Source organism: Aeromonas sp. 2MA4, from assembly GCF_029237305.1.
Lineage (GTDB): Bacteria > Pseudomonadota > Gammaproteobacteria > Enterobacterales > Aeromonadaceae > Aeromonas > Aeromonas salmonicida.
On record NZ_JAACFY010000004.1, the window covers coordinates 257708 to 283046 of the forward strand.

20 protein-coding genes are annotated in these 25339 nt (G+C 59.2%); 15 read left to right on the top strand and 5 right to left on the bottom strand.

What is annotated here, in order from left to right; translation table 11 throughout:
* Positions 1 to 3: 3 nt before the first annotated feature.
* From GWQ31_RS06640 to GWQ31_RS06670, 7 genes are all read left to right on the top strand, one after another.
* Positions 4 to 3012: a hypothetical protein gene (locus GWQ31_RS06640; protein WP_275908942.1), complete on the top strand. Its 3009-nt coding sequence runs from the start codon at positions 4 to 6 to the stop codon at positions 3010 to 3012.
* The gene (locus GWQ31_RS06645) at positions 3012 to 3851 is read left to right on the top strand and encodes an FTR1 family protein (protein WP_275908943.1); all 840 of its coding nucleotides are present in this window, start codon (positions 3012 to 3014) and stop codon (positions 3849 to 3851) included. Before GWQ31_RS06640 ends, GWQ31_RS06645 begins: the two co-directional genes overlap by 1 nt.
* 100 nt (positions 3852 to 3951) lie before the next feature.
* Positions 3952 to 5376, top strand: coding sequence for an NAD(P)/FAD-dependent oxidoreductase (locus GWQ31_RS06650; RefSeq protein WP_275908944.1), 1425 nt, complete (start codon positions 3952 to 3954; stop codon positions 5374 to 5376).
* A gap of 47 nt (positions 5377 to 5423) precedes the next feature.
* Positions 5424 to 5984, top strand: coding sequence for a hypothetical protein (locus GWQ31_RS06655; RefSeq protein WP_275906785.1), 561 nt, complete (start codon positions 5424 to 5426; stop codon positions 5982 to 5984).
* A gap of 106 nt (positions 5985 to 6090) precedes the next feature.
* Positions 6091 to 7365 (top strand): hypothetical protein, encoded by a 1275-nt coding sequence (locus GWQ31_RS06660; RefSeq protein ID WP_275908965.1) that lies wholly within the window; start codon positions 6091 to 6093, stop codon positions 7363 to 7365.
* A gap of 96 nt (positions 7366 to 7461) precedes the next feature.
* Positions 7462 to 9132 carry a 6-pyruvoyl-tetrahydropterin synthase-related protein gene (locus GWQ31_RS06665; RefSeq protein WP_275908945.1) on the top strand — a complete coding sequence of 557 codons (1671 nt, stop codon included), beginning with the start codon at positions 7462 to 7464 and terminating at the stop codon, positions 9130 to 9132.
* A 102-nt stretch (positions 9133 to 9234) separates the two neighbouring features.
* The gene (locus GWQ31_RS06670; protein WP_017412350.1) at positions 9235 to 10437 is read left to right on the top strand and encodes a Bcr/CflA family multidrug efflux MFS transporter; all 1203 of its coding nucleotides are present in this window, start codon (positions 9235 to 9237) and stop codon (positions 10435 to 10437) included.
* 120 nt (positions 10438 to 10557) lie between these two features.
* Here GWQ31_RS06670 and nhaD read toward each other — a convergent pair whose 3' ends face one another.
* Both nhaD and GWQ31_RS06680 read right to left on the bottom strand, forming a co-directional pair.
* The gene (gene nhaD / locus GWQ31_RS06675; protein ID WP_169046302.1) at positions 10558 to 11982 is read right to left on the bottom strand and encodes a sodium:proton antiporter NhaD; all 1425 of its coding nucleotides are present in this window, start codon (positions 11980 to 11982) and stop codon (positions 10558 to 10560) included.
* A 109-nt stretch (positions 11983 to 12091) separates the two neighbouring features.
* Entirely contained in the window at positions 12092 to 12559 is a 468-nt protein-coding gene (locus GWQ31_RS06680; RefSeq protein WP_005310491.1) for a DUF4357 domain-containing protein, read from the bottom strand.
* 197 nt (positions 12560 to 12756) lie between these two features.
* On the opposite strand from GWQ31_RS06680, the gene GWQ31_RS06685 reads away from it, so the two are divergent.
* Genes GWQ31_RS06685 through GWQ31_RS06695 form a run of 3 tightly spaced genes read left to right on the top strand, consistent with a single transcriptional unit; the run spans position 12757 to position 16970 of the window.
* Positions 12757 to 13437, top strand: a complete 681-nt coding sequence (locus GWQ31_RS06685; protein WP_275908946.1) for an ABC transporter ATP-binding protein — start codon at positions 12757 to 12759, stop codon at positions 13435 to 13437.
* Between the two features lie 27 nt (positions 13438 to 13464).
* Positions 13465 to 15909, top strand: a complete 2445-nt coding sequence (locus GWQ31_RS06690) for an FtsX-like permease family protein (RefSeq protein ID WP_275908947.1) — start codon at positions 13465 to 13467, stop codon at positions 15907 to 15909.
* Positions 15906 to 16970: a lipocalin-like domain-containing protein gene (locus tag GWQ31_RS06695; RefSeq protein WP_275908948.1), complete on the top strand. Its 1065-nt coding sequence runs from the start codon at positions 15906 to 15908 to the stop codon at positions 16968 to 16970. Before GWQ31_RS06690 ends, GWQ31_RS06695 begins: the two co-directional genes overlap by 4 nt.
* A 193-nt stretch (positions 16971 to 17163) precedes the next feature.
* On the opposite strand, the gene GWQ31_RS06700 is transcribed toward GWQ31_RS06695, so the two are convergent.
* On the bottom strand, positions 17164 to 18111 hold the full coding sequence (locus GWQ31_RS06700) for a hypothetical protein (protein WP_211183126.1): 948 nt from the start codon (positions 18109 to 18111) through the stop codon (positions 17164 to 17166).
* Between the two features lie 647 nt (positions 18112 to 18758).
* On the opposite strand from GWQ31_RS06700, the gene GWQ31_RS06705 reads away from it, so the two are divergent.
* Positions 18759 to 20573, top strand: coding sequence for a hypothetical protein (locus GWQ31_RS06705; RefSeq protein WP_275908949.1), 1815 nt, complete (start codon positions 18759 to 18761; stop codon positions 20571 to 20573).
* 47 nt (positions 20574 to 20620) lie between these two features.
* Here the strand turns inward: GWQ31_RS06705 and GWQ31_RS06710 are convergent, their stop codons facing one another.
* Positions 20621 to 21412, bottom strand: a complete 792-nt coding sequence (locus tag GWQ31_RS06710) for an alpha/beta hydrolase (protein WP_275908950.1) — start codon at positions 21410 to 21412, stop codon at positions 20621 to 20623.
* A gap of 106 nt (positions 21413 to 21518) precedes the next feature.
* Here GWQ31_RS06710 and GWQ31_RS06715 point away from each other — a divergent pair, with 106 nt between their 5' ends.
* Genes GWQ31_RS06715 through GWQ31_RS06725 form a run of 3 tightly spaced genes read left to right on the top strand, consistent with a single transcriptional unit; the run spans position 21519 to position 22751 of the window.
* Complete coding sequence (locus GWQ31_RS06715) at positions 21519 to 21875, top strand: MmcQ/YjbR family DNA-binding protein (RefSeq protein WP_021140617.1); 357 nt, start codon at positions 21519 to 21521, stop codon at positions 21873 to 21875.
* Positions 21876 to 21883: 8 nt separating this feature from the next.
* Positions 21884 to 22360, top strand: a complete 477-nt coding sequence (locus GWQ31_RS06720) for a GNAT family N-acetyltransferase (protein ID WP_275908951.1) — start codon at positions 21884 to 21886, stop codon at positions 22358 to 22360.
* A gap of 55 nt (positions 22361 to 22415) precedes the next feature.
* Positions 22416 to 22751, top strand: a complete 336-nt coding sequence (locus GWQ31_RS06725; RefSeq protein ID WP_005310468.1) for a DUF3802 family protein — start codon at positions 22416 to 22418, stop codon at positions 22749 to 22751.
* A 355-nt stretch (positions 22752 to 23106) separates the two neighbouring features.
* Here GWQ31_RS06725 and msrA read toward each other — a convergent pair whose 3' ends face one another.
* Entirely contained in the window at positions 23107 to 23739 is a 633-nt protein-coding gene (gene msrA, locus GWQ31_RS06730; RefSeq protein ID WP_017411371.1) for a peptide-methionine (S)-S-oxide reductase MsrA, read from the bottom strand.
* Positions 23740 to 24009: 270 nt separating this feature from the next.
* On the opposite strand from msrA, the gene argA reads away from it, so the two are divergent.
* A complete protein-coding gene (gene argA, locus GWQ31_RS06735; protein ID WP_017411372.1) occupies positions 24010 to 25338 on the top strand; it encodes an amino-acid N-acetyltransferase in 1329 nt (442 codons plus the stop codon).
* Position 25339 lies beyond the last annotated feature (1 nt).

Consider the following 25339-nt stretch of genomic DNA (forward strand, 5'->3'; position numbering starts at 1 on the left):
CCCATGTTGAAGTCATCTCTTTGTGCATGTTTGTCACCCTTGCTGGCCCTCCTCCTCCTGCTGCTGGCCAGCCCCTTCGCGTTTGCCCAGCAGATGGGCGCCGGGATGCTCGCCTATGAGGAGGGGCAGAGCCCGCGCCTTGTCACCGCCAACCTGAGCGCAGGCTCGGTTACCCTGCTTGAACGCGATAGCGGCAAGCGAATGAAAGAGGTGCAGCTGGGGGGCGATCTGCGCCAGCTTGCCCGCGCAGGCGACGGCACCCTGCTGGTCACCGATTACAGCGGCGATCGCCTGCTGCTGCTGGATGATGATCTCGACCTGGAAAGGGCGATCCCCACCGGCCATAGACCCTACGGCGTCATCTTCGATCCCAAGCGGCAGTGGTTCTGGGTCACGCTGTTCGAATCAGCTCGCCTGCAGGCCTACGACACAGCGGGCAAGCTGCAGCTGGATGTAGTCACTGCAGAGACACCCCGCGGGCTCGCTCTGACCGACGATGATCGCCTGCTGCTGACCCACGCCATGACCGGCCAGCTCGCCATCTATGATCTCGCCAAGCTTGGCAACATAGCCAAGGGCTCCTCACTGCCCGAGACCATCCTGCCCAAGCCCACACTCATCACCTTGGCTGAAACCCACAGCGACACCCCAAGCGACTCGCAGGGACTACCGCGCCTGCTCGATGGCATCGCCCTCTCCCCCGATGGCAGCGAAGCCTGGCTGCCTCATGTACTGTGGAGCTTTGACCACTCTTTCCAGTTTCAGAGCACCGTCTTTCCGGCCGTCTCCATCATCGATCTCGATGAAGAGAAAGAGCGGGTCGACGAAAGAAAGCAGCTCTTTTTGCAGATCAATCTGCCAAGCGTCGGCAACCGCAGCCAGATCGTCTCCAACCCCTTTTCCGCGCGCTTCGCCGCCGATGGCAAGCGAGTCTATCTGACCCTGGCGGGCTCGGAAGACTTGTTGGTGTTCGACCTGTCGCGCAGCGGCAAATCCAACAGCAATCGCCACAGACGCAAGAAGTTTCAGGGGGGCACCAAGGCGACCCAGCTGCTGCGTCACCTGCCGGGCCAGAATCCGAGGGATTTGCTGATCGATGGCGACCACATTCTGGTGCACAACGCCATGGGGCAGGATCTTACCCGCCTCAATAGCGGCGGTAGCGGCCCCTTCGCTCGCGTGACTGTGGATGTGCCCCACTTCGCCAAGCTGGTGGAGACGGATCCCCGCCCCGAACCGCTCAAGCGTGGCGAGCGGCTGTTCAATCTAGGCAATACCGCCGCCAATGCACGCTTCCCCATGGCGGGGGACAACTGGATGAGCTGCAACTCCTGCCATCTGGACGGTTTCAACTTCACCAACCGCCATCTGATGGCGGCCCACCACCAGAAGAGCGGCGACAACGCCATCAACGGCCATGCCAACCTCACCAACATGGTGGCGGGGGATTTTGTCGGCGAATACCTGCGCATGACCCAGCAGACCCAGGGCGGCATGGGCCATGACACCCGCGATGGGGCCGAGTCGGTCGACCCCGCCAAGCCCCAGCCCGAGGTGCAGGCGATGATGGAGGACTTACACGCTTTCGTGACCGCCGACGGCAACCTCCCCTATCTCGCCAACTGGCTGCGGCTCGATGCCCCACGCAGGGATCCTGCCAAGGCGCCGACCACTCACCCGAGAGAATGGCTCAACTCCGCCTCCTGCCAGAACTGCCACCAACAGGCGTTCAAGGACTGGAGCGAGAGCAACCACCGACTGATGGGCAACTCCCACCCCTACTATAAGGTGGTACAGGCGCTGGCCCGCGAAACCGAAGGGGAAGCCTTCGGCCAGTGGTGCCAAGGCTGTCACATGCCCCAGCAGGTGATGACAGGCCAACTGGATCTGCCCAAGGGCTCCCATATGTTCGAGCAGGGCGGTGCCTCGTTGATTGCCGCCCACAAAGCTGGCGAACCTGTGGTTGAGGAAGGGACCGGCTGCGTGCTCTGCCATCGCATCACCCGGCTCGAGGATGCAGGCGGCAACAGCGCCTTTACCGTGAATTTGAAAGACCGCGAGAGCTATGTGTTTGAGGATGCCCCTGGGGGGAGCCTCAAGCACTGGCTGGCGGAGCGGCAGATCAACGCCCGCCCCGCCATGCACAAAGCCTCCTATCAGAAGGATTTCTACCGCGATGCGGCCCTGTGCAAGTCGTGCCACAACGAGTTTGCCCCGGGCACCGGCGCCAATATCGTCAACACCTGGGACGAGTGGGAAAAATCCAGCTTCGCGAACGCGGAGGATCCTGCCAAGCGGCGCACCTGCATCGACTGCCATATGAGCCCGGAGCCGGGCAATGGCGGCGCGCCGGTGACGGGCCAATCCACCGAAAACGGCACCATGAAGGCGCGGCTCTATCGCCACAACTTTACCGGCGCCCAGCATCAGCTGGTGGGGCTGCGCAACCCCGACCTTGAACAGGAGAGCCTGGCCCTGCTGCGCTCCAGCGCAACCCTCTCCGCCCGTATCGAACAGGCTGCCGATAGTCAACAGCTGGTGGTGCGGGTCGCCAATACAGGCGCAGGCCACGCTCTACCCACCGGAGTGGCCGATTTTCGTGAACTCTGGCTGGAGCTGACCGTCACCGACGCCACCGGCAAGCTGGTGCTCAAAAGCGGCCAGCCGGTGGATGGCGCCGTGCCTGAAGATGCGCGGCTATTTAGAAAAGTGTTCGGCGATGCCGAGGGCAAGCCGGTGGGGCTCAAATTCTGGCGCTACGCCAAGCTCTTGGAAGATACCCGCATTCCGGCCGATGGCTGGCGCGATGAAGCCTGGCCGCTGCCCGCAGATGCCCAGGGGCCCTTCAAGGCCGATATCAAACTCAATTTCCGCACCTACCCCAAGTGGGTCAATGATGCGGTGCGCGCCGCCGAGCCCAGCTTGCCGGAGCCACCCATAGTGCAGCTAAATCGGTTGCAACTCACCTTGCCGCCTCTTCCCGTCACGCCCGCTACGGAGCCTCAATCCTGATGTTTGCAAGTTTTCTCATTACCCTGCGCGAGGGGCTGGAAGCCTTCCTGCTGGTCGGCATCTGCCTCTCCTACCTCGCCAAGCTGGGGGCGAGCCGCTACAACAAGTTCATCTATCTGGGGGTGGGGCTTGGCCTTATAGCTTCCCTGGTCGTCGCCTTCCTGTTCCAGGTGGTGGTGAGCCAGTTCGAGAGCGAGCGCTACAACCACCTGCTAATGGCGGGGATCCTGATCTTTGCCACTCTGGTGCTCACCTATATGGCGATCTGGATGCAAAAGCAGGCCAAATCCCAGGTGGGGGCCATGACGGCGCGCATCGATGCGGCCATCGATGGCGGCAACCTGTTTGGTCTGGTGCTGCTCGCCTTCCTGGCTGTGATGCGCGAAGGGTTTGAAACCGTGCTCTTCTTCTCCGCCCTGCTCTACTCCGGGCAAGGGGTGGATCTGCAATCCGGTCTGATAGGAGCGCTGGCGGGACTGCTGGTCTCCATCGCGCTGGTGTGGGGGCTGCTGCGCTCAACCCGCAAGGTGGCGCTGGCCCCCTTCTTCCGCTGGACCGGGCTGCTCATCATCATCATAGCCGCCGGCTTGCTCTCCTCTGCCGTCAATATGTTGCAGGCGGCAGACATCATCACCTTCTGGACCACGCCGGTATTCAACATCAGCCACATTCTCGACGATCAAGGGGTATTTGGTACCTTCCTGCGCGCCCTGTTTGGCTACAATGCCTCACCGGCTGGCCTGCAGCTGCTGACCTGGGCCCTCTATCTGGCTATCTTCGTTACCCTCTGGCAGCGCAGCTATCGCCCGCAGGTGAGTGCCGCGCCCAGCAAGGGCTAAGTCCGCACGCCCAGTGGTTACAAGGCCACGGGGTAACAACACCATTCGGGGGCCGCGCCTTGGCGTGGTTCCTTATCTATCAAGCAGTTTCGGAACACTCATGAGCGATAACAACAAGAGGAAAATTGCGGTGCTGGGCGCCGGCCCCGCCGGTTTGATGGCCGCCTGGCGCCTGCGCCGCGCCGGTTATGCAGTCACCCTGTTCGAGCAGGAGCCGGTCGTCGGCGGCATGTGCGCCACCCAGACCTTCAAGGGGCGCGACGGCGAGTATCGCTTCGACTACGGCGGTCACCGCTTTATCACCAAGAACCCCGAGCTGCTCGCCTTTATCGACGAGCTGATGGGTGACGATCTGCTCCACGCCGAACGCAAGAGCGTGATCCGCTTTGGCGGGCGCACCTATGACTACCCCCTCAATCTGACCAACCTGATCAAGACAGCCCCGCTGCCGCTGATGGCCGGTGCGGTGAAAGACTTGCTGCTGTTGCCCTTTAGCAAGAAGCCGGACGATTTCGCCAAGGCGAGCTTTGCCGAGTGGATCCAGAGCCACTTTGGCCGCACCCTCTACCGCCAGTTCTTCGAGGGCTACACCGGCAAGCTCTGGGGCATCAACCCGGACAAACTTTCCGCAGACTGGGCCGGTCAGCGCATCAGCCTCATCGATCTCAAAGATGTGGCGCGCCGCCTGCTGCCAAGACGCAACGGCAACCTCTCGGTGCGCACCTATGCCCGCAAATACCGCTACCCCAAATATGGCTTCGGCCAGATCTTCGCGACCCTGGGGGAGCGGCTGGTGGCAGAGGGGACCCTGCTGAAAACCGGCGCCACCATCACCCACCTTGAGCAAGTCGATGGCCGGATCGAACGAGTTTATTGGCAACAAGATGGCGTTGAGCAGAGCGAAGGTTTTGATCAGGTGATCTCCACCCTGCCGCTGCCGCTCACCTGTCAGCATCTGGGTTTGCCGTGCGATCTGCACTACCGGTCGCTTCGCTTCGTCAATATGCCGCTCAAACAGGAGAACCTGTCGGACAACACCTGGCAGTACCTCTCAGACCCCCATATTCTGGCCACCCGCTTGCAGGAGCCGCGCCGCCGCAGCCCCTTTATGGCGCCAGAAGGCCAGACCTCGGTGATGCTGGAGATCCCCTGCAATCCGGGAGATGCCACCTGGCAGGCCCCGCTCGCCGATCTGCGCGGCCGGGTCACGGCCGATCTGGCAAGCCTTGGCGTGGACACCACCAAGCTTGGCGATGAGACCTTCGAAGCCCGCAGCGAGTACGCCTATCCGCTGATGGATCTCGGCTATCAGGCACGCCGCGACGCCGCCATTCAGGCACTGATGCCGATTGGCAACCTCATCATGACCGGCCGTCAGGGGACATTCCGCTACATCTTCACCGACACCGCCATGGAGATGGGGATGATGGCCGCCGACATGGTGATCGACGGAGTGGACAGACGCCATGCCATCTTCAATCATCGCAACGAAAATACCGTGATCGAAACCCAGAGCGTGGCCTGAGTGCCGCGCCATTGGCATAACCTCTTGGCATAAGTAAGGAGAACAGGATGACCATACGCCCGGGTTTGCTTGCCCTCACCCTGCTGCTGACCCTGAGCGGGCAGGCGCAGGCTTACTCCTACGCCGCCGCCGGCAAGGAGCCACTGATCGACGCCCGCGAAGCGCTGCTTGGCGCCGCCACTGACGGCAAGGATGCCAGCGCCACCTTGAGCGAGATTGCCGACGAGCTGACCTATCTGGAACAGCACCACAAGGTCGAACTGCAAGCGCCGCTGGCCGCCGCCATCAAGGGGAAAGATGCCGCCGCCACCGCAGCCATGCTCAATCGCGCCTACAAGGCGGAGATCGAGCGCCGCCTCGAAGGGGCCAGCCAGAATCTTGGCGATTACCAGACCGCCAAGGTGCTGGTGGTCAAGAGCAAGCGCTTTCTAGACCTGATCCTCCCCTCCCTCAGTGAAGGGGATCGCAAGGCGGCCGAACAGGCGCTGGCCAAGGTGCTCGATGCCATCGGCAACCCTGGGGTGTTCGGAGTAGGCGCCAAGCCCGCCGATGCCGCCGCCTTTAGCGATGCAGAAAAAGCGCTGATGGCTGTGCTGGCGCCGCTTTGATGACCTCTCATTGATGACGACGGCCCCCCTCATCCCCGGCCCTTCTCCCGCAAGGGGAGAAGGGGGGCGTCACCACGGCCGATTACGCTTCGCTAATCGACCCTACTTGCTGATCCTGCTGCAACTGGCCTGGCTTGGCTGGCTGCTGGCCTTCCCGGTGGCCCTCGATTCCGACGATGCCCTCAATTTCGCCCACGGGGTAACGCGCTTTAGCGTGCTGGAGTTCTCCCCCCACTTTCCGGGATATCCCGCCTTTATCTGGCTGGCGCGGCTGATCAATCTGGTGGTGGACGATCCGGCCCGCGCGGTGCAATGGGCCAGCCTCTTCGGCACTGCGCTGATAGCACCGCTCGCCGCCTTGCTGGCGGTGAAGTTATGGCAACGGTCAAGTCTGCTCGCCCCCGTCTGGCTGCTGGTGCTGGCCCTGCCGCTCACCCCGACGCTGGCCCTCTCCGGCCTCTCGGATGGGCCGGCGCTCGCCGCATGGCTCGGGGCTCTCTTGGCCTTGCAGCAGCGCAGGATGGCGCTGGCGGGCCTGCTGGTCGGGCTGCTGCTGGCCCTGCGCCCCTCCTATTTTGTGCTGGCCCTGCTGCCCCTTTGGCTCGGGATGGCACAGAAGGGAACGCGCGTCAGGTTTGTGCTCCCCATCGCGCTGGTGGGGCTCACCAGCCTGCTCTTTGTCTGGCAGGCCGATGGCTGGGCCTATTTCAGCGAGGGGCGGCGCTTTACCGACGGCCACTTTACCCTCTGGGGCAACACGGCGGCGGCCCATGGCGATCGGCTGCTGAGCTGGGCGCGCACCTTCAACGATCAGCTGACCTCGCTCTGGCCCTTGGCTGTCGGAGCCTTGCTGGTGCTGCCGCTTTGGCAAAGAGCAAAAGACCAAGCCACCGCACTCTTCCCGCTTTGGATGCTCTACTGGCTCGTCCTGCTGCTCTGGACCCTGTTTGGCCAGAATCCCGACAATCCCCGCCATCTGGCGCCCATCACCCTGCTCGGCATAGTTCTGCTGGCAGGCTGGCTGCCGCGCCGTGGCGAGGGGCTGGTCGCGGTGGCCGGATTGCTGCTGCTCGGCACGACCTTCACCCTGCCCCGTCCGCCCGCCATGGTGCAAGCGGCCAGGGTGGCAGAGAAAGCGTGTCCTGCGCTGGTGACTCAGTGGGGGGTACGACTGCTGCGAGAAACCACTCCCCTGGCCGTCACCGATGGCTGGTATCGGGGGGATGCACGACTCGCACTGGCACAGGGAGCCTGCCGTCTCAGCCGACGACCCATCGCCACCGGTGACATGCCGGTACCAAACCAGCAGCAGTGGTTTTCACCTCGCTTTCATGCTGAGCCAGGTATCTGGCTCGGGATACCCGCCTACTTTTACCCTTAGTTGGCAGTGCAACGCACTTTGGCGACCATTTGACTAGCGGCTCTGGCGCCCCGGTCGGCTACACTCACTGCGCATCCGTGACAAGTGAGTCTATCCATGAAGAGATCAAGCGAGTGGTTTCTCATCCCCCTGGCACTGATACTGGCCAGCGCAGCCTTGCTATTGCCACTCTGGTTACAGGGGGGAAGCCAGGGGCATGACCTGTTTCATCATCTGCTTTCCGGCCACTATTTTGCACAGCAACTGTGGCAGGGGGAGATCTACCCACGCTGGTTGATGGCCATGAATGGCGGCTTTGGCAGCCCCACCTTCTTCTTTTATCCCCCCTTGCCCTACTATGTCAGCGCCCTGTTTGCCGGCCCCCAGGCCCTCCTGCATGACGCCATCACGCCCCTGCTCTGGAGCGCCAGTCTAGCCTTGCTGCTGTCCGGCCTCTTTGCCTATCTCTGGCTGCGCAGTTTTGCCTCCCCCTTGCGGGCCCTGGCCGCCACCCTGCTTTATCTCGCCTTGCCTTATCATCTGGGCATGGATCTCTATGCCCGCTTTGCCCTGGCCGAATTCTGGGCTTTCGTCTGGGCCCCCCTGATCTTGCTGGGACAAGATCTCGCCAACCAGCGCAGTCGCAAGGGACTCCCCTTGCTGACTCTGGCGCTGGCATTGCTGGCGTTTTCTCATCTTCCCAGCCTGCTGCTGATGATGGGGCTGATCACACTGCGCGCCCTGCTGCAAGCCTGGCGATCCCGCATCCTGTTTCCGATCCAGCTAGTGGCAACGGCCCAAGTGCTGGGGCTGGTCATGGCTGCGACCCTGCTGCTGCCTGCCCTGCTGGATCAAGGCGCCATCTCCATGGAGTTGATGCGGGGCGGCATGTTCGACTTCAGACGCAACTTTCTCGATCGTTTACCCTCTGGCTGGGGTGACTGGCGCTTTCGCGGCCATCTGGCCTGGCAAAGCATGCTGACCATGGGGCTGCTGCTGGTCGCCTGGGCGGCGACCCGGGAGCCACGTCATCCCGAATTATTGATGTGGGGGATCATAGGGACAGTCTCCTTTCTCATGATGCTGCCCCTGAGCGAGCCCATCTGGCATCTGCTGCCACCGTTGCAACGGGTGCAATTTCCCTGGCGGTGCAACCTGATCCTGGCCCTGGCCACTGTGGCCGTAGTGGCGCTGGGCACCCCTGTCGAGCGGTCCTGGCAATGGGTCTGGTGGGGCCTGCTGCTGGTCACGCTCGTCTCCAGCCTTGCCTATGTGGCTTACTCCCCTCTCACCCAGGCACCGCGCAAGGACATGATTGAGAGCGAATTCGACAGCAAGCGCAGTGCCCAGGAATATCGCCCCAATCAGGTGCCCAGAGGGCAGTTCACTCCGACCTTGCTCGCCTGGAAAGGGGAATTTCAACCCCCCGTCACCACAGAGCAGCCGGGGGCTGCGTGGAAGATCATTCGCTGGCAACCCAGATGGCTGGAGCTGGACGTGAAAGCGCAGCAGCCCACCAAGCTCATACTGCACCAATATGATTACCCCGGCTGGCAGGCCAGACTGGATGATTCGCTGACACTCGCTGTCAGTGCAAACCGGCAAGGACTGCTGCAGGTCTGGATACCGGCGGGTCAGCACACCCTCACTCTCAAGCTGGCGGCACGCTGGCCAGAGCGGTGGGGTATTGGGCTCTCCCTGTTGGGCTGGCTCTGCTGGCTGGTGCTCGCCTGCCTGGGGGCCAAAAAACCCAAAAAGCGTGTGACCCGGACACGGGTGATAGCGTGACGGGGGGCGGGCTTGGGCATAGTCCTGCCCAAGTCCGCCAAAACTGATAGACTCACCCCTGTTACCTTATTTCACGCGAACTTGCTCACGATCGGACATCCTATGCCCCAACCCTTACCCCTCTCTCCCCGCTTTCTGTTTATCCTGCTTGGCGCCCTGGCGGGCCTGACCCCGCTGGCGGTCGACATGTACCTGCCCGCCATTCCGGCCATTGCCCGGGATCTGGCCACCAGCATAGACGGGGCCCAGCTCACCATCAGTGCCTTCCTCGGTGGCTTTGCCATCGGCCAGCTGTTTTACGGCCCGCTGGCAGACAGCTATGGCCGCAAGCCGGTCATCCTGGCGGGGCTCACCATGTTTGCCATCGCCTCTGTGGGCTGCGCCATGGCAGACTCCCTGCCCGAACTGCTGGCTTATCGGATGCTGCAAGCGGCAGGCGGGGCGGCGGGCTCGGTGGTGGTCAATGCACTGCTGCGTGATCTGTTTGAAAAGGATGCATTTTCCCGCGCCATGTCGTTCGTCATCCTGGTGATGACATTGGCACCGCTGGTCGCCCCCGTGATCGGCGGCTACATTAGCGCCCACAGCGACTGGCGGGTCATCTTCTGGCTGCTGGTGGGGATCAGCCTGCTGGTCTGCGTGGTGATGCAGTGGAAAATTCAGGAGACCCTGAAGCCTGAGCACAGACAACCGCTCAAGCTGGGACAGATCCTGAAGAACTACTGGAGTGTGCTCTCCCATCGCGGGGCCATGGGTTATGTGCTGTGCGGATCCCTGTCGAGCTCCGGTATGTTTGCCTTTATCAGCGCATCCCCTTACGTCTACATCGAATATTTCAAGGTGCCGACCGAGCACTACGGCTGGTTGTTCGGCCTCAATATCCTGCTGATGATGCTGGTCACCTTCGTCAACAGCCGGTTGGTGAAAGGGGTGGGCGCCGAGCGCATGCTGCAATACGGGCTGCTGATGCTGCCTTGTGCCGGCGCCCTGCTCATCTACAACGCCTGGAGCCAGACCGGCGGCCTGTGGGGCATCGTCATCCCTGTGGTGCTGTTCGTCGGTCACATCAGTCTGGTGGGGGCCAACGCCATGACGGGCCTGATGGGGCACTTTCCCCAATCGGCGGGCACGGCCTCCGCGCTGGCCGGCACCCTGCGTTTTGGCATAGGCGCCGTGGTCGGCATCCTGGTCAACCTAGACCCACCGCAATCCCCGCTGCCCATGGCCATCGCCATCGCCGGCTGCGGCTTTGGTTCGGCCATCAGTTACTGGCTGCTGACCGGCAAGCGATCTGCTGTGGCCTGATTATCTACACCTCACTCTGATCCTGAAAAAGCCCTGTCTGCATGACAGGGCTTTTTTGTATCAAGAGTCGGCTTGGGACAACCGACTCTTGCCTCGGTCAGGCCAGGCGCCCTGCGTATATCAGAACATGGCACTATTGAGCCAGAGATGTGCACCTATGCTCACCAGATAGCCGAGCAGGATGGCCGGTAACCACTTGAGATGGCTAAAGAAGGTATACATGCCGTGGGCCTGCCCCATCAGGGCGACCCCGGCCGCAGAGCCAATGGACAGCAAGCTGCCCCCCACACCGGCGGTCAGGGTCACCAGCAGCCACTGCCCCTGCACCATGTCAGGGTCCATCGACAGCACGGCAAACATCACAGGAATGTTGTCGACAATGGCTGACAGGATACCGATACAGATGTTCGCCATCGTCGGGTTGCCACCGTCATACAGCAAGTGTGACACCAGCTCCAGATAGCCCATGAACCCCAGCCCCCCCACGCACATGACGACGCCATAGAAGAACAGCAGTGTGTCCCACTCCGCCTTGGCCACCTTGTTGAAGACATCGAATGGCACTATGGAGCCAAGGCTGCGCAGCCGTTCATGATCCCCGGTGCGCTCATAGAGTGCCCGCTTGCGCGCCAGGGAGAGCGGCAGTGACTTGCGCAGATAGAAGCCGAAAAATTGCAGGTATCCCAGACCCAGCATCATGCCGAGGACAGGGGGCAAATGGAGGAAACTGTGGCAGAGCACAGCTGTGGTGATGGTCAGCAGGAACAGCAGCACTATGCGGCGGGCTCCCCGTTTCAGCTCCACAGCTTCACTGGCCGCCTCAGGCACATGGCGAGGCACCATCAGACTCATCAGCAGGGCGGGCACCAGAAAATTGAGCAAGGACGGGATGAACAGGGCGAAGAACTGGCTAAATTGCACCTTGCCAGCCTGCCACACCATCAGGGTGGTGATGTCGCCAAAGGGGCTGAAGGCGCCGCCGGCATTGGCCGCAATCACGATGTTGATGCAGGCAAGATTGATGAAGCGTCGATCCCCGTTGGCGACTTTCAGCACAACGGCGCACATCAGAAGCGCTGTGGTAAGGTTGTCGGCCACCGGCGAGATGCAAAATGCCAGCCCCCCCGTCAACCAGAACAGGGTTCGCAACTGAAAACCGGACCGGATCAGCCAGGCCCTGAGCGCATCGAACAGATTTCTGTCTTCCATGGCGTTGATGTAGGTCATCGCCACCAGCAGAAACAGCATCAGCTCGGCATATTCGAGCAAGGTATGGCGAAATGCCTGCTCTGCGGCCGGGCTCATGCCATTTTGCGCATAGGCAATGCCGATCAGGATCCAGATCACGCCGGCAGCCACCAGCACGGGTTTTGACTTGCGCAGTTGCAGATACTCTTCGGCCATCACCAGCGCATAGGCCAATACGAACAGGCCCACGCAAAACAGGCCGATAGTGGAAAGGGTTAACGGGATCGGGCCGCTACTGGCCTGGGCAGGAGAGATGAACAGGGACAACAATACGGCAAAGCGGGTTAGCACAGACATGGGCCTCTTCCTTATAGAACCATCTGGCTGGGATGCTAGCACCTGGATGAAAACAAAAGTTCATCCAGGTCAATGAATTATCAATTAATGCATGGTCGAGGCAAAAGGGTTATTTCTTGCCAAAGCCCGACAGCTTGAGGGTGTAGCCAGCGCTGTTTTGCCAGGCATCCAGGCCACTGCGGTTGTTGCCAGCCACCAGACTGGCGGCCAGGCTCGGGCTGTTGAACAGCTGATCGGCGGTGAACACAAACCCCCCTTCACTGCGAGGGGTGAGGATCCCCTTGCCCAGCAGCTCCTGGCGCAGTTCGATCACGGCTTCACGCAGGGAGGCCGCATCCTCGCCATTGGCGGTGGATCCCGCCAGCACCATGAAACCGGGATTTTGCCGCTTGCCCACCGGATAACCGTGAGCTTCGGCACCCTTGCCGTTGAAGTGGTAGAGCTCGCGCTCCCCGGGCTTGTTGTCGGAGAGCGCCTTTTGAAGGGTCATCAGCTCGTTATAAATCTCGATGGGGACGACGGCAGCCTGCTTGTTGCCCTTGCTATCGATGATAAAACTGACTTGCTTGTGTAACATCCTTGCTCATCCTGTGACCCATGGAAGCTCCTATTCTAACCACCTCTGCCAAGCGGGATCCAGCGAGGATCCTCACCTCTTTTGCTGGGGTGATCACTAACTGGCGCTCTTGATCAGTTGCAAGGCGTGTTGATCATTCCCGGCCGTGGTAGCGTAGATGACATGATGAAAGCCATTGACCATCAAGCGGTTATCCCATGCTGACCCTGCGCAACCTCTGCAAGAGCTTTGATAACGGCAGCGAACGCCTGCCGCTGTTCCACAGTCTGGACCTCACTCTGACCGCTGGCGAGACAAGCTTGCTGCTAGGGCAGAGCGGCTGTGGCAAGTCGACCCTGCTCAACCTGATAGCAGGCCTGCTCCCCCCGGATGAGGGGGAGATCTGGCTGGGGGAAACCCGGCTCGACACCCAATCCCCGGATGAACGGGCCCGCCTGCGCGGCCGGCATTTTGGCATCGTCTATCAGGATTTCAACTTGCTGCCGACCCTGACAGTGGAGGAGAACCTCTGCCTGCCCCTGTCGATCAACGGCCTGCCACGCCATGAGACAGAGATTGACGATTTGCTGAAAAGGCTCGATCTCGTCCACAAGTGCCACGCCTGGCCGGAGCAACTTTCCGGCGGCCAGCGCCAGCGGGTGGCCCTGGCCCGCGCCCTCATTCACAAGCCCCGCTGGCTCTTGGCCGACGAACCCACGGGGAGCCTTGATGAGCACAACGCCGAGCAGGTGATGGCACTGATGATGGAAGCGGTGCGTGAAACCGGCGCGGGTCTCTTGCTGGTGAGCCACAATCCGGCCTATGGTGCCCTGGCTGACAGAGTGTTGCGCCTCGAAGGGGGCCAGCTGATTGAGCTCAAGGGGGCGCACCATGAGTGAGGCCAGCCGTGATCGCGAGGCCGCCTTATGCTGCCGCTGAAGGCGCTGCTGCGCCTCTATCGCTGGCATCCCTGGCTGCTGCTGATGAGTCTGACCGGGCTCATGCTGGGGGTCTCGCTGGTGGTGGCCATTGATCTGCTCAACCACAGCGCCAGCACCAACTTCGTCGCCGCCCGCACCCAGCTGGCAGGAGATGCCAACTATCGACTGGCCCCGAGCGGCGGCCTGGATGAGCAGCTTTACGTCAAACTGGTGCGCAGCCAACCAAGCCTCAATGCCATGCCGCAGCTGCACGCCTGGCTCAAAGATGAGCAGGGTCGCAGCGTCCAGTTGCTGGGGATGGATCTCTTCAACCCCGGCCCCCTGAGCCAGCTGTTTACCAGCGTGAGTAAAGAAGAAGCCCCCTCTTTTTCCCTGAATCAGGCAGACAGCGTCTGGCTGGCGACGCAGGAGGCCAAACGGCTAGGCTGGCTGCAGGGCCAGTCCCGCACCTTTGTGCTGAGCGGCGGTGGCGAGGGTGATCGCCCGCTGATCCTGACGCTCGCCGGCACCTTCGAGCCCGGCGCCGTGCCCATGGAGCGGCTGCTGGTGACCGACATAGGTCTGGCCCAACACATGCTGGGCAAGGCGGGAAGGCTGGATCGCATCGTCTTCAAGCTAAGTGACGCCGAGGCCCGCACACTGCAAGCGACCCTGCAAGCCTATCGCCCCCATCAGCCGCTCTGGCTCGAGCCCATCAGCCCGGCGCTCGATGCCAGCCAGCTCGGCGATGCGCTGGCGCTCAACCTCACCGCCCTCTCCCTGCTTGCCATGGCGGTGGGACTGTTTCTGGTGTTCAATGCCCAGCGCTTTGTGCAGAGCGTGCGTCGCCCCCAGCTGGCCCAGCTGATCATTCTGGGGCTGCCGCCTCGCCGGGTACTGCACTGGCTGGTGCTGGAGCTGCTCCTTCTCGCCACTCTGGGCACCCTGCTCGGGTTGGTGCTTGGCAGCCTCCTGGCCCTCACCCTCATGGGACAACTGACCCAGGCGCTGGCCGACCTTTATGGCCCCAGTCCCATCGATCTGCTGCGCCTCTCCCCTCTGAGCCTGCTCAAGGCGCTGCTGATTGGCCTTGGCGGAACGCTTGCCGCCAACCTGCCCGGCTGGTGGCAACTGCTGCGCCAGTCCCCCCTTGCGCTTCGTGAGGGCAGTAGCCGCCCCGCCACCCATCCGTGGCGTCGGCGCCTGCTCGCCATCGCCATCCTGCTGCTGTGCGCCCTCTGCCTCGCCCTGCCCCGGACAGGGTTGCCGGGTGCCCTGTTTATCGCCGGCGGCTGGCTGCTGGCCATGGCGCTCTGGCTGCCGGATGCCCTGCGCTGGGTGCTGGGTCAGTTGCGCCAGCGCATGGGTCGCCAGCACGGGCGCAGCAACCTGACCGCCCAACTGGCGGTAGCCGAGACCCAATATCATCTGGATCGCACCGCCATCGCCGTCATGGCACTGCAACTGGCCATCGCTGCCGCCATCGGCATAGGCGTCATGGTGTCGAGCTTTCGCTCGAGCGTGGAGATCTGGCTGGACCAGCGTCTGGCCGCTGATCTCTATGTCACCGCCCCCAAGGGCGCGGCGGGCAGCAGGGGCATACTGAACCAGGCCACCCTGGATGCCATTCTCGCCAACCCAGCCGTGGAGCAAGCCTCGCGGCGTTCTGTGCAGCCCGCCCGCTGGCAGGGACAACCCATCGAGTGGGCACAAATGGACTTTATCCCGCCCCTCAAGGCGGCCTATCCCCTGCTGGCCGGTCGCTGGCCCGCTACCCCAGACGAGGTGCTGGCCAGCGAACCCCTGACGGTGCGACTCGGGGTCAGAGTGGGCCAGACGCTCAGCATCACCAGCGAACAGGGCCCAAGGGAGCTCACCGTTACCGGCGTCTATCAGGATTACGGCAGCGACAAGGGGCAAGTTCTGCACGCCTTCGAAGATGGCCCAGTGCAATCCCTCGCCCTCTTTAGCAAAACGCCGGAGCAACTGGCCGACAGCCTGCGCACCCGTTTTGGCGAGAGGGTCAACCTGCTGGCGGCCCCTGCCATTCACGCCGCCGCCCTCAAGGTGTTCGACCAGACCTTTGTGGTGACCGAGTTGCTTAAACTGCTGATCCTGGGCATCGCCTTTGTCGGCATAGGCTCAGCCTTCATGGTGCTGGGGCTGGCAAGGCGCAGCGAGTTGCAGACCTTGCAGAGTCTGGGATTGAGCCCGCGTCACTGTCGCCGCCTGCTGGTGTGGCAAGGTGCGGGCCTGGGGCTGCTCACGGCGCTGCTGGCGCTGCCGGTAGGCTATGGGCTGGCCTGGGTGCTGATCGAGGTAGTCAACCCCCGCGCCTTTGGCTGGCGTCTCGCCTTCGAGGCTGCCCCCTTGCATGCCGTCACGGCCCTGTTGCTGGCCCCTGTGTGCGCGGCGCTCGCATCCTGGTTTGCCGCAAGGAAACTGGTATGAAAAAACGCAATGTCTGGCTGCTGCTCACCTGCACCCTGTATGGCGGGGCGGCCTGGGCCAACGATCTGGGCACCATCCTCGGTGGCCGCAGCGATCAGTTCAAAAAGGCCCTGCCGGGCCAGCCCATCAAACTGCCCGCCGATCACGCGGCCCACCCCGACTACCGCTCCGAGTGGTGGTATCTCACCGGCAACCTCAAGGATGAGCAGGGGCGCGAATATGGCCTGCAGTGGACCCTGTTTCGCCAGGGTATTGAACAGCAGATCAAAACGGACAACCCCTGGCTCACTCCCCAGCTCTGGCTGGCCCAGTTCGCCATCACTGACCTCGATAAAGGCAGCCACCAACAGGATGAGCGCACCAGCCGCCAGGGTCCCGGGCTCGCAGGTGCCAGCGGCGGCGAGTACTGGCTCAGGGAATGGGGGCTTGCCTCACAGGGGAAGGCTCTCTTTCCCGCCACCCTCAAGGTGCAGAGCAAGATTGGCGAGCTGAACCTCAAGGTCGATGCAGCCAAGCCTGTGGTCTTGCAGGGCAAGCAGGGTTACAGCGAGAAGAGCCCGGGCAACGCCTCGTTTTACTACTCCTACCCACGCCTCACCCTCGAAGGCACCCTAAACATCGACGGGGAGGCCCGCAAGGTAAGCGGCCAAGGCTGGTTTGATCACGAGTGGAGCAGCTCGGTATTGGCCGACTGGCAGTCAGGTTGGGACTGGTTTTCGCTCCAGCTCGCCGATGGCCGCGAGCTGATGCTGTTTCGCCTGCGCACCAAGGAAGGTCGTCCCGAACCGGAGAACCGCTACGGCATCCTGATTGAACAGGACGGCAGCAGCCGGGTGCTCTCCCCTGACGCCATCACACTGACTCCAGGCAAAACCTGGCACGGCCCCAAGGGTCAGCCCTACCCCGTCGAGTGGCAACTAAGCGCTGGGGATCTCAACCTCAGCATCCAGGCACGCCAGCCCAATCAGGCCATGACGGGGCGCTTCGATTACTGGGAGGGGGCAGTGACGGTATCAGGGGATGCCAAGGGGCTGGGGTATCTGGAGATGACGGGGTATTGAGCGCAATGGCTGCGAATGCTCACAGCCCCCCCATACGGTTGCGCATTAACAACGTCCTGTTCTCACCGACACAAGCTTTCATTCCAGCAAAAAGACCCCGGCATGGCCGGGGTAAACACGGGGTGGAACATAAAACACTTTGGTCTACACCTCGGCTGCACTATGCGTCAGCCAAGACGGCTTCAACAGTGACTCAGGGCTGTTTGTCCGCCATCAGCACCAGACCGTTTTGCTCGGGGAAACCAACCACCAGCGCAGTCTGCTTGGTATTGGGGATGGTGAACGCGGCGGCATAGGCCAGAGCCCCGTCCCTGGCGTTGGCCAGGCTCAACACCCACTTGTTCTCAATCGGCGTGAAATCGCTTGAGGCCTTGAAGCGGCACTTGCCAAAGCCGCTCACGGTCAGCTTGCTCAGGCCATTGTGCTGATCGGCCTTGCCCTTGCCGGTCAGGGTGCAACCGGCGCTGGGGAATTCCATCTCCACCGTCAGGGAGCCGCTGTTGTTGGTGCTCTTGATCTGGCCCACCATGGCGTCGGCGAAGCCCTCATCGTCTGCAACTGACCAGCTGTCGCTGCTGATCGCCCGGGTGGCCAGCTTGCTGACGGCGACGTGGCCGCTCCAGGATGGGTAGAGAGTCGTGCTCTGATCCGGCTCGCGGAACTGGGTACCGGTACGGGTAAAGTCAAAGGTCCAGCGCTTGTCCTCTTTGCCATTCACGTCAATCACCGACTGATCACGGAAGGTGATGAGGTTGTGGTCATTGCTCTGGCTATCGACCTTGTTGCCACGCTCTGAGGTACGCTCCAGCAAGACGGGGTATATCCCATCTTTGTTCTCTTTCTGAGCCGCCTTGCCGCTCCACTGGCTGTTGGTCGCCACCTTGCCCGCATCCTTGTCGACCCAGACACCCCAACGCTGCTCGCGATCCGCCTTGGGATAGATGAGTGCCATCCCTTCCAGCCCCTTGATCATCTTGAACGACGCCTTGTCATTATCGCGGCTCAACAGGCTGGCTTCGTAAAGACCCGCATCAGGCAGTGGCAACGGCGCGCGCTTGGCAATACTGTTGGCGGCTTTCTCGCTGTCGCAGGCGGACAGGGCGGCGGTGCAGGCGATGGCCAGCATGGCTTTGTGGTGCATTCTCATTGACGCTTGTTCCTTGCAATTGCTTTGTTATGTGAGGTGCATTCAATCGCCGCTGAATTTACTGGAGGGAGGGTTCGCCAGTCGACTCAAGATCTGTAACCAGCTGTTACAAGGCATTGATGGGCAAGGAACAAAACCAGGACTTGTCGCCCAAGCAGCTCGAGAGGAAGGCATACCCAACTACCCTCCCCCCCACTTGTCTCGAGACTCAAGCGTCAAAATCTGACCGCCATCAAGATTTCATTCAAAACCCACGGATTGGCTGTGTTTTTACTCAACAGGAGCTGTCAGCGTTTGATAGGCTACTCATCCGGACCTCACAGTCCCAAAGGCAGCCAAGGAGTGGCGATTGTTTACATTTCTTCTAATCCGTTTAACAGCAGCACTCAGGGAGCTGAAACCCCGTGCGGTAGCAATGTTTTTTGCTACGCAGCGATATCAGGAATATGCAGCCGTGAGTAATGTTCTGAAGAACGGGGCTAGATTTCATCCCCCCACAGAACTAACCAAGGCGTTAACTTAGGGCATTACACGAAAAATAATATTTCAATGATTCAAAGCTTTATTAGACATATACAAAACGGGAGCACTTTCCATGTGAAAACTTCCTGATAAAAAATCTTATATTTCTGGGGTGAGCAGTGGATAACAATACTATTGAAATAGAAAAACACAACATAGCTCCATATCTATCTGTCTTATTAGGTATAAAATCCACAAAGGAAGAATCTTGCACAATACATGAAGTTATCATAAAGCTGTTAATTGAGGAATCTTCTGACGATATAACTATTGGTTCAACAATAGTTGATGACGTGGGTGAATTAGGTATAGTGAAGATCACTTCATATAAAATTGAGAAGTCACCTAGTTGGGCCAAGGATATTATCCTAAAAGATATAGAGCATCATGTTTTTGTAAGTTTTAATGTTAGAAATCACCTAGCGTTCTACTTCTCTGAGAAAGGAAGAAAAGATGCTATCAGGGAACATTTTGGGAAAAAGAGGCTATCCAACCTATTCCCAATTCCTATTAGCCAGCTAAATGGAAATTTCATCAATGAAGATGAAATTAAAATGCTCTGGTTATCAGGAATACATGGCAGGGATAACTTTAAAGCTGACTCAAAAGTATTGGGAGGAAAAAGTGTAGCAGATACTCTCGACCCACTAATAGATCAATCATATATGATGTCAGCTGTACGCACCGAAGTATGGGGAACGAACTCAAAAAGCTCTGTGGGCATCAATCCTTTTAAATCATCAATATGGCGAGGACCTTGCAAGGACTGGTCGACATTTGAGAATAGAGTTTTAGAGATATTAGATAGATTGTCTGTTAATAACATTGAATCAGATAGCCCCATAGGAATACTTTCCTACCCGATATCCAAGCCAGATGATTTAAAAAACCCTTATGATTTTTCGCTTGTTGATTATGATTTTCTTTCTGAAGAAGATGGACAACACCGTAAAGAGTTATTAAAGAAGTTACAATATGGCTACCGTGTCGAATTAGTTTCAAGCTTTATTGAAAGTGACATTTCTTTAAATATTTTCCATGGAAATAAAAAAGTTGGACATATTTGTATCGAAGTGGAAGTAGATGATTACAAGGTTAATTTTAAAATAAAAAGTGAAAGTCCTATTTTTAAAGTGCATTTTGACCAATACAAGCGAATTTTTAATTATCCCGAGTTAGTAAAGTGTTGGTTCGAATCAGGGCATGCTGTTGTTAATGGTATGGTTTTTAGAACTGGATATCAGGATGTTGAGTACAATAAATTTCTGTGGGCTGACTTTGAACAATATGACATAACCAAGGAAAAGCCTGGAGTTGATGCACAAAAACCAGACCTTAAAAGTATCGGGAAGGAAAAGTCCTTATTTTGCTGGGTGCAGAAATGTTGGAATGGTAATTGGCTAACAGCAGCTGAATTCAATACAACTGAAAACCCTAAAGGTTGGCTATATTGTGATGATGGTGCTGGCGAAAAAGCAGACTTTATCCACTATGTAAAGCATGGAACACTGCATTTAATTTCCCTCATACATGTGAAGGCTTCTAAATCTAACACTTTCGCTAGGAAGATATCTGTAGGCGCACATGATGTAGTTTTAAATCAAGCAGTAAAAAATCTTCGCTATACAGTCAGAAAAGTTCTAGTCGAGGATCTAAAAGCTAGGTATGATAATGCTTCACATAAAGGTTGTTGGTATGATGGTAAAGCAGCTAAACCAGAGGATTTCTTTAATGTATTATTAGCGATGAAAGACAATAAACATGTGAAGACTCGTGTTGTAGTAATTCAACCTCATACACAGCAGAGTGTTTATGAAGGAAATATAGGCAGCAAGATAAAAACTCAACTAGATGTTCTTTTAGTTAGTGCAGAGAATGCAATCCGTTCATCAGGTGCAGACTTTCATATTATAGGTTTTGCTGACAAAAAATAATAACTCGTTGTTGTATGTGTCCCAGCAGAAACTTTTCTGCTGGGACATTATTTCCTCCCGCGCCCCAGCGATTGAATAAACGCCAGGGTGCGGCGGTTGAACTGCTCAGGCTGCTCCACATTGCAGACATGACCACACTGTTCGATCACCGCCAGCGAGGAGCTAGCATCGCGGGCCACCTGCTCGCGCACCGGTGCCAGGAACATATGATCCTCCTCCCCCATTACGTAGAGGGTCGGGATCGGCAGGGCGCGCTCCTTGAAGTAGCGCATCAGGGGGTTGACCTCGGTGGCGAGGCGGAACCAGCGTTTGAACTCCTTCTGGCACAGCTTGCGCGCCTCGCGCACGAACAGGTTGCGCGACTCCTGATGGTGCTGACGCGGCATTATGATGAAGGCGAACAGGCGGTAGAGCCACATATAGGGCAGGATGTGCTGGCCGAGTCGCCCCAGCTGTACCAATACCCGGGAGCGAATATCCAGCCGCAGTATGGCACCACCCAATACCATGCTCTTGACCCGCTCCGGGCAAAGCTCCGCCAGATGGCGAATGAGGATGGTGCCAAGGGAGATGCCGACAAAGTGGGCGCAACGGATATTGAGATGATCGAGCAGGCGCACTATGTCTTCGGTCACGGCCCGGAAGCTGTAGTGACCCTTGACCACCTGCTGCAACTGATGGGACTGACCGTGGCCACGCAGGTCCAGCAGCAGTACGTTGAAGTGCTCGCGATAGGCGCGCAGCTGCTTGAACCAGATGGAGGAGCTGCCACCGGCGCCGTGCACGAATACCACCCAATCCCTGTCGGGGCCAAGCTCGAACGTCTTGTGATACAGCATCTTGCGACTCCCTCATCGACGGCATTGGGATATAGTAGGCGCGCATCTTAGCAGATATTTTCACCCAAAAAATACGTTTGCATGGCAACTGGCGAGGAGCGTGACCATGGAGTTGACGAGTTTGAGAGCCTTTCTGCTGACCCTGCCGGGCACTCAGGAGGACACCCCCTTCGGCCCGGAGATCCTGGTCTATCGCATCGCCGGCAAGATGTTTGCGCTGGTGGATTGGCAGGCAGAGCCGCTCACCATCAACCTCAAATGTGAGCCCGAGCTCGCCCTGCTGCTGCGGGAGATCCATCCCGAGGTTAAACCCGGTTGGCACATGAACAAACAGCACTGGAACACGGTTACCCTGAGCGACACCCTGGCCAGCGATCTTTGGCAAGGCTGGGTGCACCACTCCTATGAACGGGTGGTTGCCGGCCTGCCCAAGGCCAAACGGCCGCAAGCGCCGACACTGTGAGCCATCCCATGCCAGAGCAGCCAAAAATAGTCCCGCTGAGCGAGCCGCATATCCCCGCCCTCATTACCCTGTTCGAGCAGTCGGTACGCCAACGCGGCCCCGAGCACTACAGCGAGGCGCAGGTAGCGCAGTGGGCCCTCGGTGCCCATCATCCGGGCTTTGTCAGCCAGTTGCGTGAGCACCACGGCTGGGTGCTGGAGCAAGAGGGTGCCGTGCTCGGCTTCGTCACCCTCAGCGACGATGGTCACCTGAGCCTGCTTTATGTGAGCGCCGATCATCAACGGCAGGGGCTTGGCAGCTTCTTGCTCGCCACCGCCCTCAGCCAGGCGACTCGGCTCGGCATCGAGACCCTGACGACGGAAGCCAGCGCCTTCAGCTATGGGCTATTTTTACGGTATGGCTTTGAGCTGACCGGATTGGAAAGCGTGGAGCGGGGTGGAGTCAGTTTTATCCGCTATCGTCTGCACTGCCGCTTGCCAAGCTAGGACCAGCCACTAAAATACGCACAGTTTTTTCGTATTGTTGAGGATTGAGGCCGCCATGGTTGTAGAAAGCGAAGGCTATATCGCCCTGATTGAGTATCTGGTGGAGAGTCTGGGATTGTTTGAAGCCCAGCAGCAGAGCGGTGGTGAACAGACCATCGAAGATCTGGTGAGCAGCCGGGTGGCGAGCAACCTGATGGCCATCTGCGAACAGAACCCGCAACTCGATCCCAAATTGCGCTTCATGATCATGCAGGAAGCCGATGCCGTGGTCGCCGATCTGGAAGAGGTGCTCTCCGCCGTCTGGCTGCGTGCCCCTACCCCGGCCCAGCAAGCCTTCCTCGAAGAGTTCATCGACCTCATCAAAAACCTGTTTGACGGCGCCATCAGCTAATCCGTCGAGACACCTAATCGCCGTGGCGCCGACCCAGACGCCCGTATTTTTCCGCACACAGCACACATGAAAAGGGCCGCCTCAATGGGCAGCCCTGCTTGCTATCATTTCAATCTATCCAGCTTTTCAGTGGCGTTCAGTGAAGGTCGAGGCAAGAAATGTGTCTGGTCTTGGCTGCCATCCTTGGAAGCTACTTAGTTCGGCAGGGCCAATTCTATTTAGTTCCCGTTCGTGACATATTTTTTTACGATTTTTTTCACTGCGCTGACAATCAGTCGACATCAGGCGTAAAAGAGGCCGCAAATGCGGCCTCTTTTGGTATCAAAGCAGGGGTGATCTGGCATGACGCCATCTGTTAGCGATTGAGGCTCGGCGGCAAACAGACTCCGATACCCCCCAGCCCGCAATACCCTTCCGGATTTTTCTCCAGATATTGCTGATGGTAATCCTCGGCGTAATAGAAGGGCGCCAGCGGCAAGATGCGGGTGGTGATGGCCCGGCTGTCGCCACTGGCCATCATGGCCTGCTGATAGGCGGCCAGGCTCTGCTGGGCGATCACCTGCTGGGTCTCGTCGCCATAGAAGATCACCGAGCGGTACTGGGTACCGACATCACCACCCTGACGCATGCCCTGGGCCGGATCATGCTGCTCCCAGAACAGCTTGAGCAGGGCGGCATAACTGATGACGCTGGGGTCAAATACCACCTGTACCGTTTCGGCGTGACCGGTCAGACCGCTGCACACCTCCTTGTAGGTGGGATTCTGGGTGACGCCACCCTGATAGCCAGCGGCGGTGGAGTAGACACCGGGCTGCTGCCAGAACAGACGCTCAACACCCCAGAAACACCCCATGCCAAACCAGGCTACTGCCATCTCTTCAGGCCAGGGGCCCTGAGTCGGGTGACCATTGACGGCATGTTGCTGGCCAATCACCATCGCATCGCGGCGTCCCGGCAGTGCATCTGCCGGTGAAATAATCTGTTCCATGAACCCTGTCCTTGTATAAAAACCTGTGTCATCGCACAGCTGACGAAAAGGAGTCTCGAAGATAACAGGTTATGAGCCGGGATCAACCAAGGCCACAGCCAGACTGGCGTTGCTGTATTTTTCACCACCTTTTCGTCTCTCGTTTTTCTTCAGCGTCATCAAGCGGACAAAATGGTGGCATAAAATGGCTAAATCAATATTTAGTCTTGATTTGTGAATTTATTTTCATATATTGAGCCCATTGCTGTTTTTTTATGGAAGAAGCCTCAAGTGCGTGAACGCGAACCCAGCCTGGTCTATGCCTTTCGGCAGTCTACCCCCTATGTCAATGTGCACAGAGGCGCCACCTTTGTGCTGATGATGGGAGGGGAAGCCATCTGCCACCCCAATTTTGCCAATATCGTCAGTGATATCGCCCTGCTGCAGACGCTGGGAATTCGTTTGGTGCTGGTGTTCGGTTCACGTCCGCAAAACGACGAGGCACTGGCTCGCGCGGGTATCGAAGCCCAGTACCACAGGCGGATCCGGGTCACCGATGACGAGAGCTTCGCCATCATCAAACAAGTGTGTGGCGGCCTGCAGTACGACATCACGGCCCAGCTCTCCATGGGGCTGGCCAACACCCCCATGCAGGGAGCCCGCATCAGCGTGGTGAGTGGCAACTTCGTCACCGCCCAGCCGCTGGGGGTGGATGATGGCATCGACTTTTGTCACAGCGGTCGGGTACGCCGCATCGACGTGGAGGGGATCACCCGCCAGCTGGATCAGAAGGGGCTGGTGCTCATCTCCCCCATCGGCTGCTCGGTCACCGGCGAGAGCTTCAACCTGAGCTCGGAAGAGGTCGCCCGCCGGGTGGCAGTGGATCTCAAAGCCGACAAGCTTATCTGTTTCAGCAGCACCCAGGGCGTCATGGACAGACACGGCGAAGCCATCTCGGAGCTCTTCCCCGAGCAGGCCGAGGAGCTGCTGGTGGAGCTGGAGCAGGCGGGTGAAGAGATGTCAGGCACAGCCCGTTACCTGCGTGCGGCGATTGCCTCCTGCCGGGGCGGCGTGCCCCGCTCCCATCTGGTGAGCTATCAGGATGACGGCGCCATGTTGCAGGAGCTGTTCAGTCGCGACGGCCTCGGTACCCAGATAGTGCGGGAAAGCGCCGAGCAGGCCCGTGCCGCCACCATCGAAGACATTGGTGGCATTCTGGATCTCATTCGCCCGCTGGAGGAGGACGGCATTCTGGTGCGCCGCTCTCGCGAGCAGCTGGAGATGGAAATAGACAAGTTCACCATCATAGAGCGCGACGGCCTCATCATCGGCTGCGCGGCGCTCTACTGCTTCATGGAAGAGGCAATGGCGGAGATGGCCTGCGTCGCCATTCACCCCGAGTATCGCAACTCCAATCGGGGGGATCAGCTGGTGGCCAAGGTGGCCGAGCGGGCCAAGCGGCTCGGCATTCGTCGCCTGTTCGTGCTCACTACCCGCTCCATTCACTGGTTCCGGGAACGGGGCTTCGATCCGCTGGAGGTGGAAGACCTGCCGGTGGAACGGCAACGGCTCTACAACTGGCAGCGCCGCTCCAAGGTTTTGTCAAAAACCATTTCGTAAC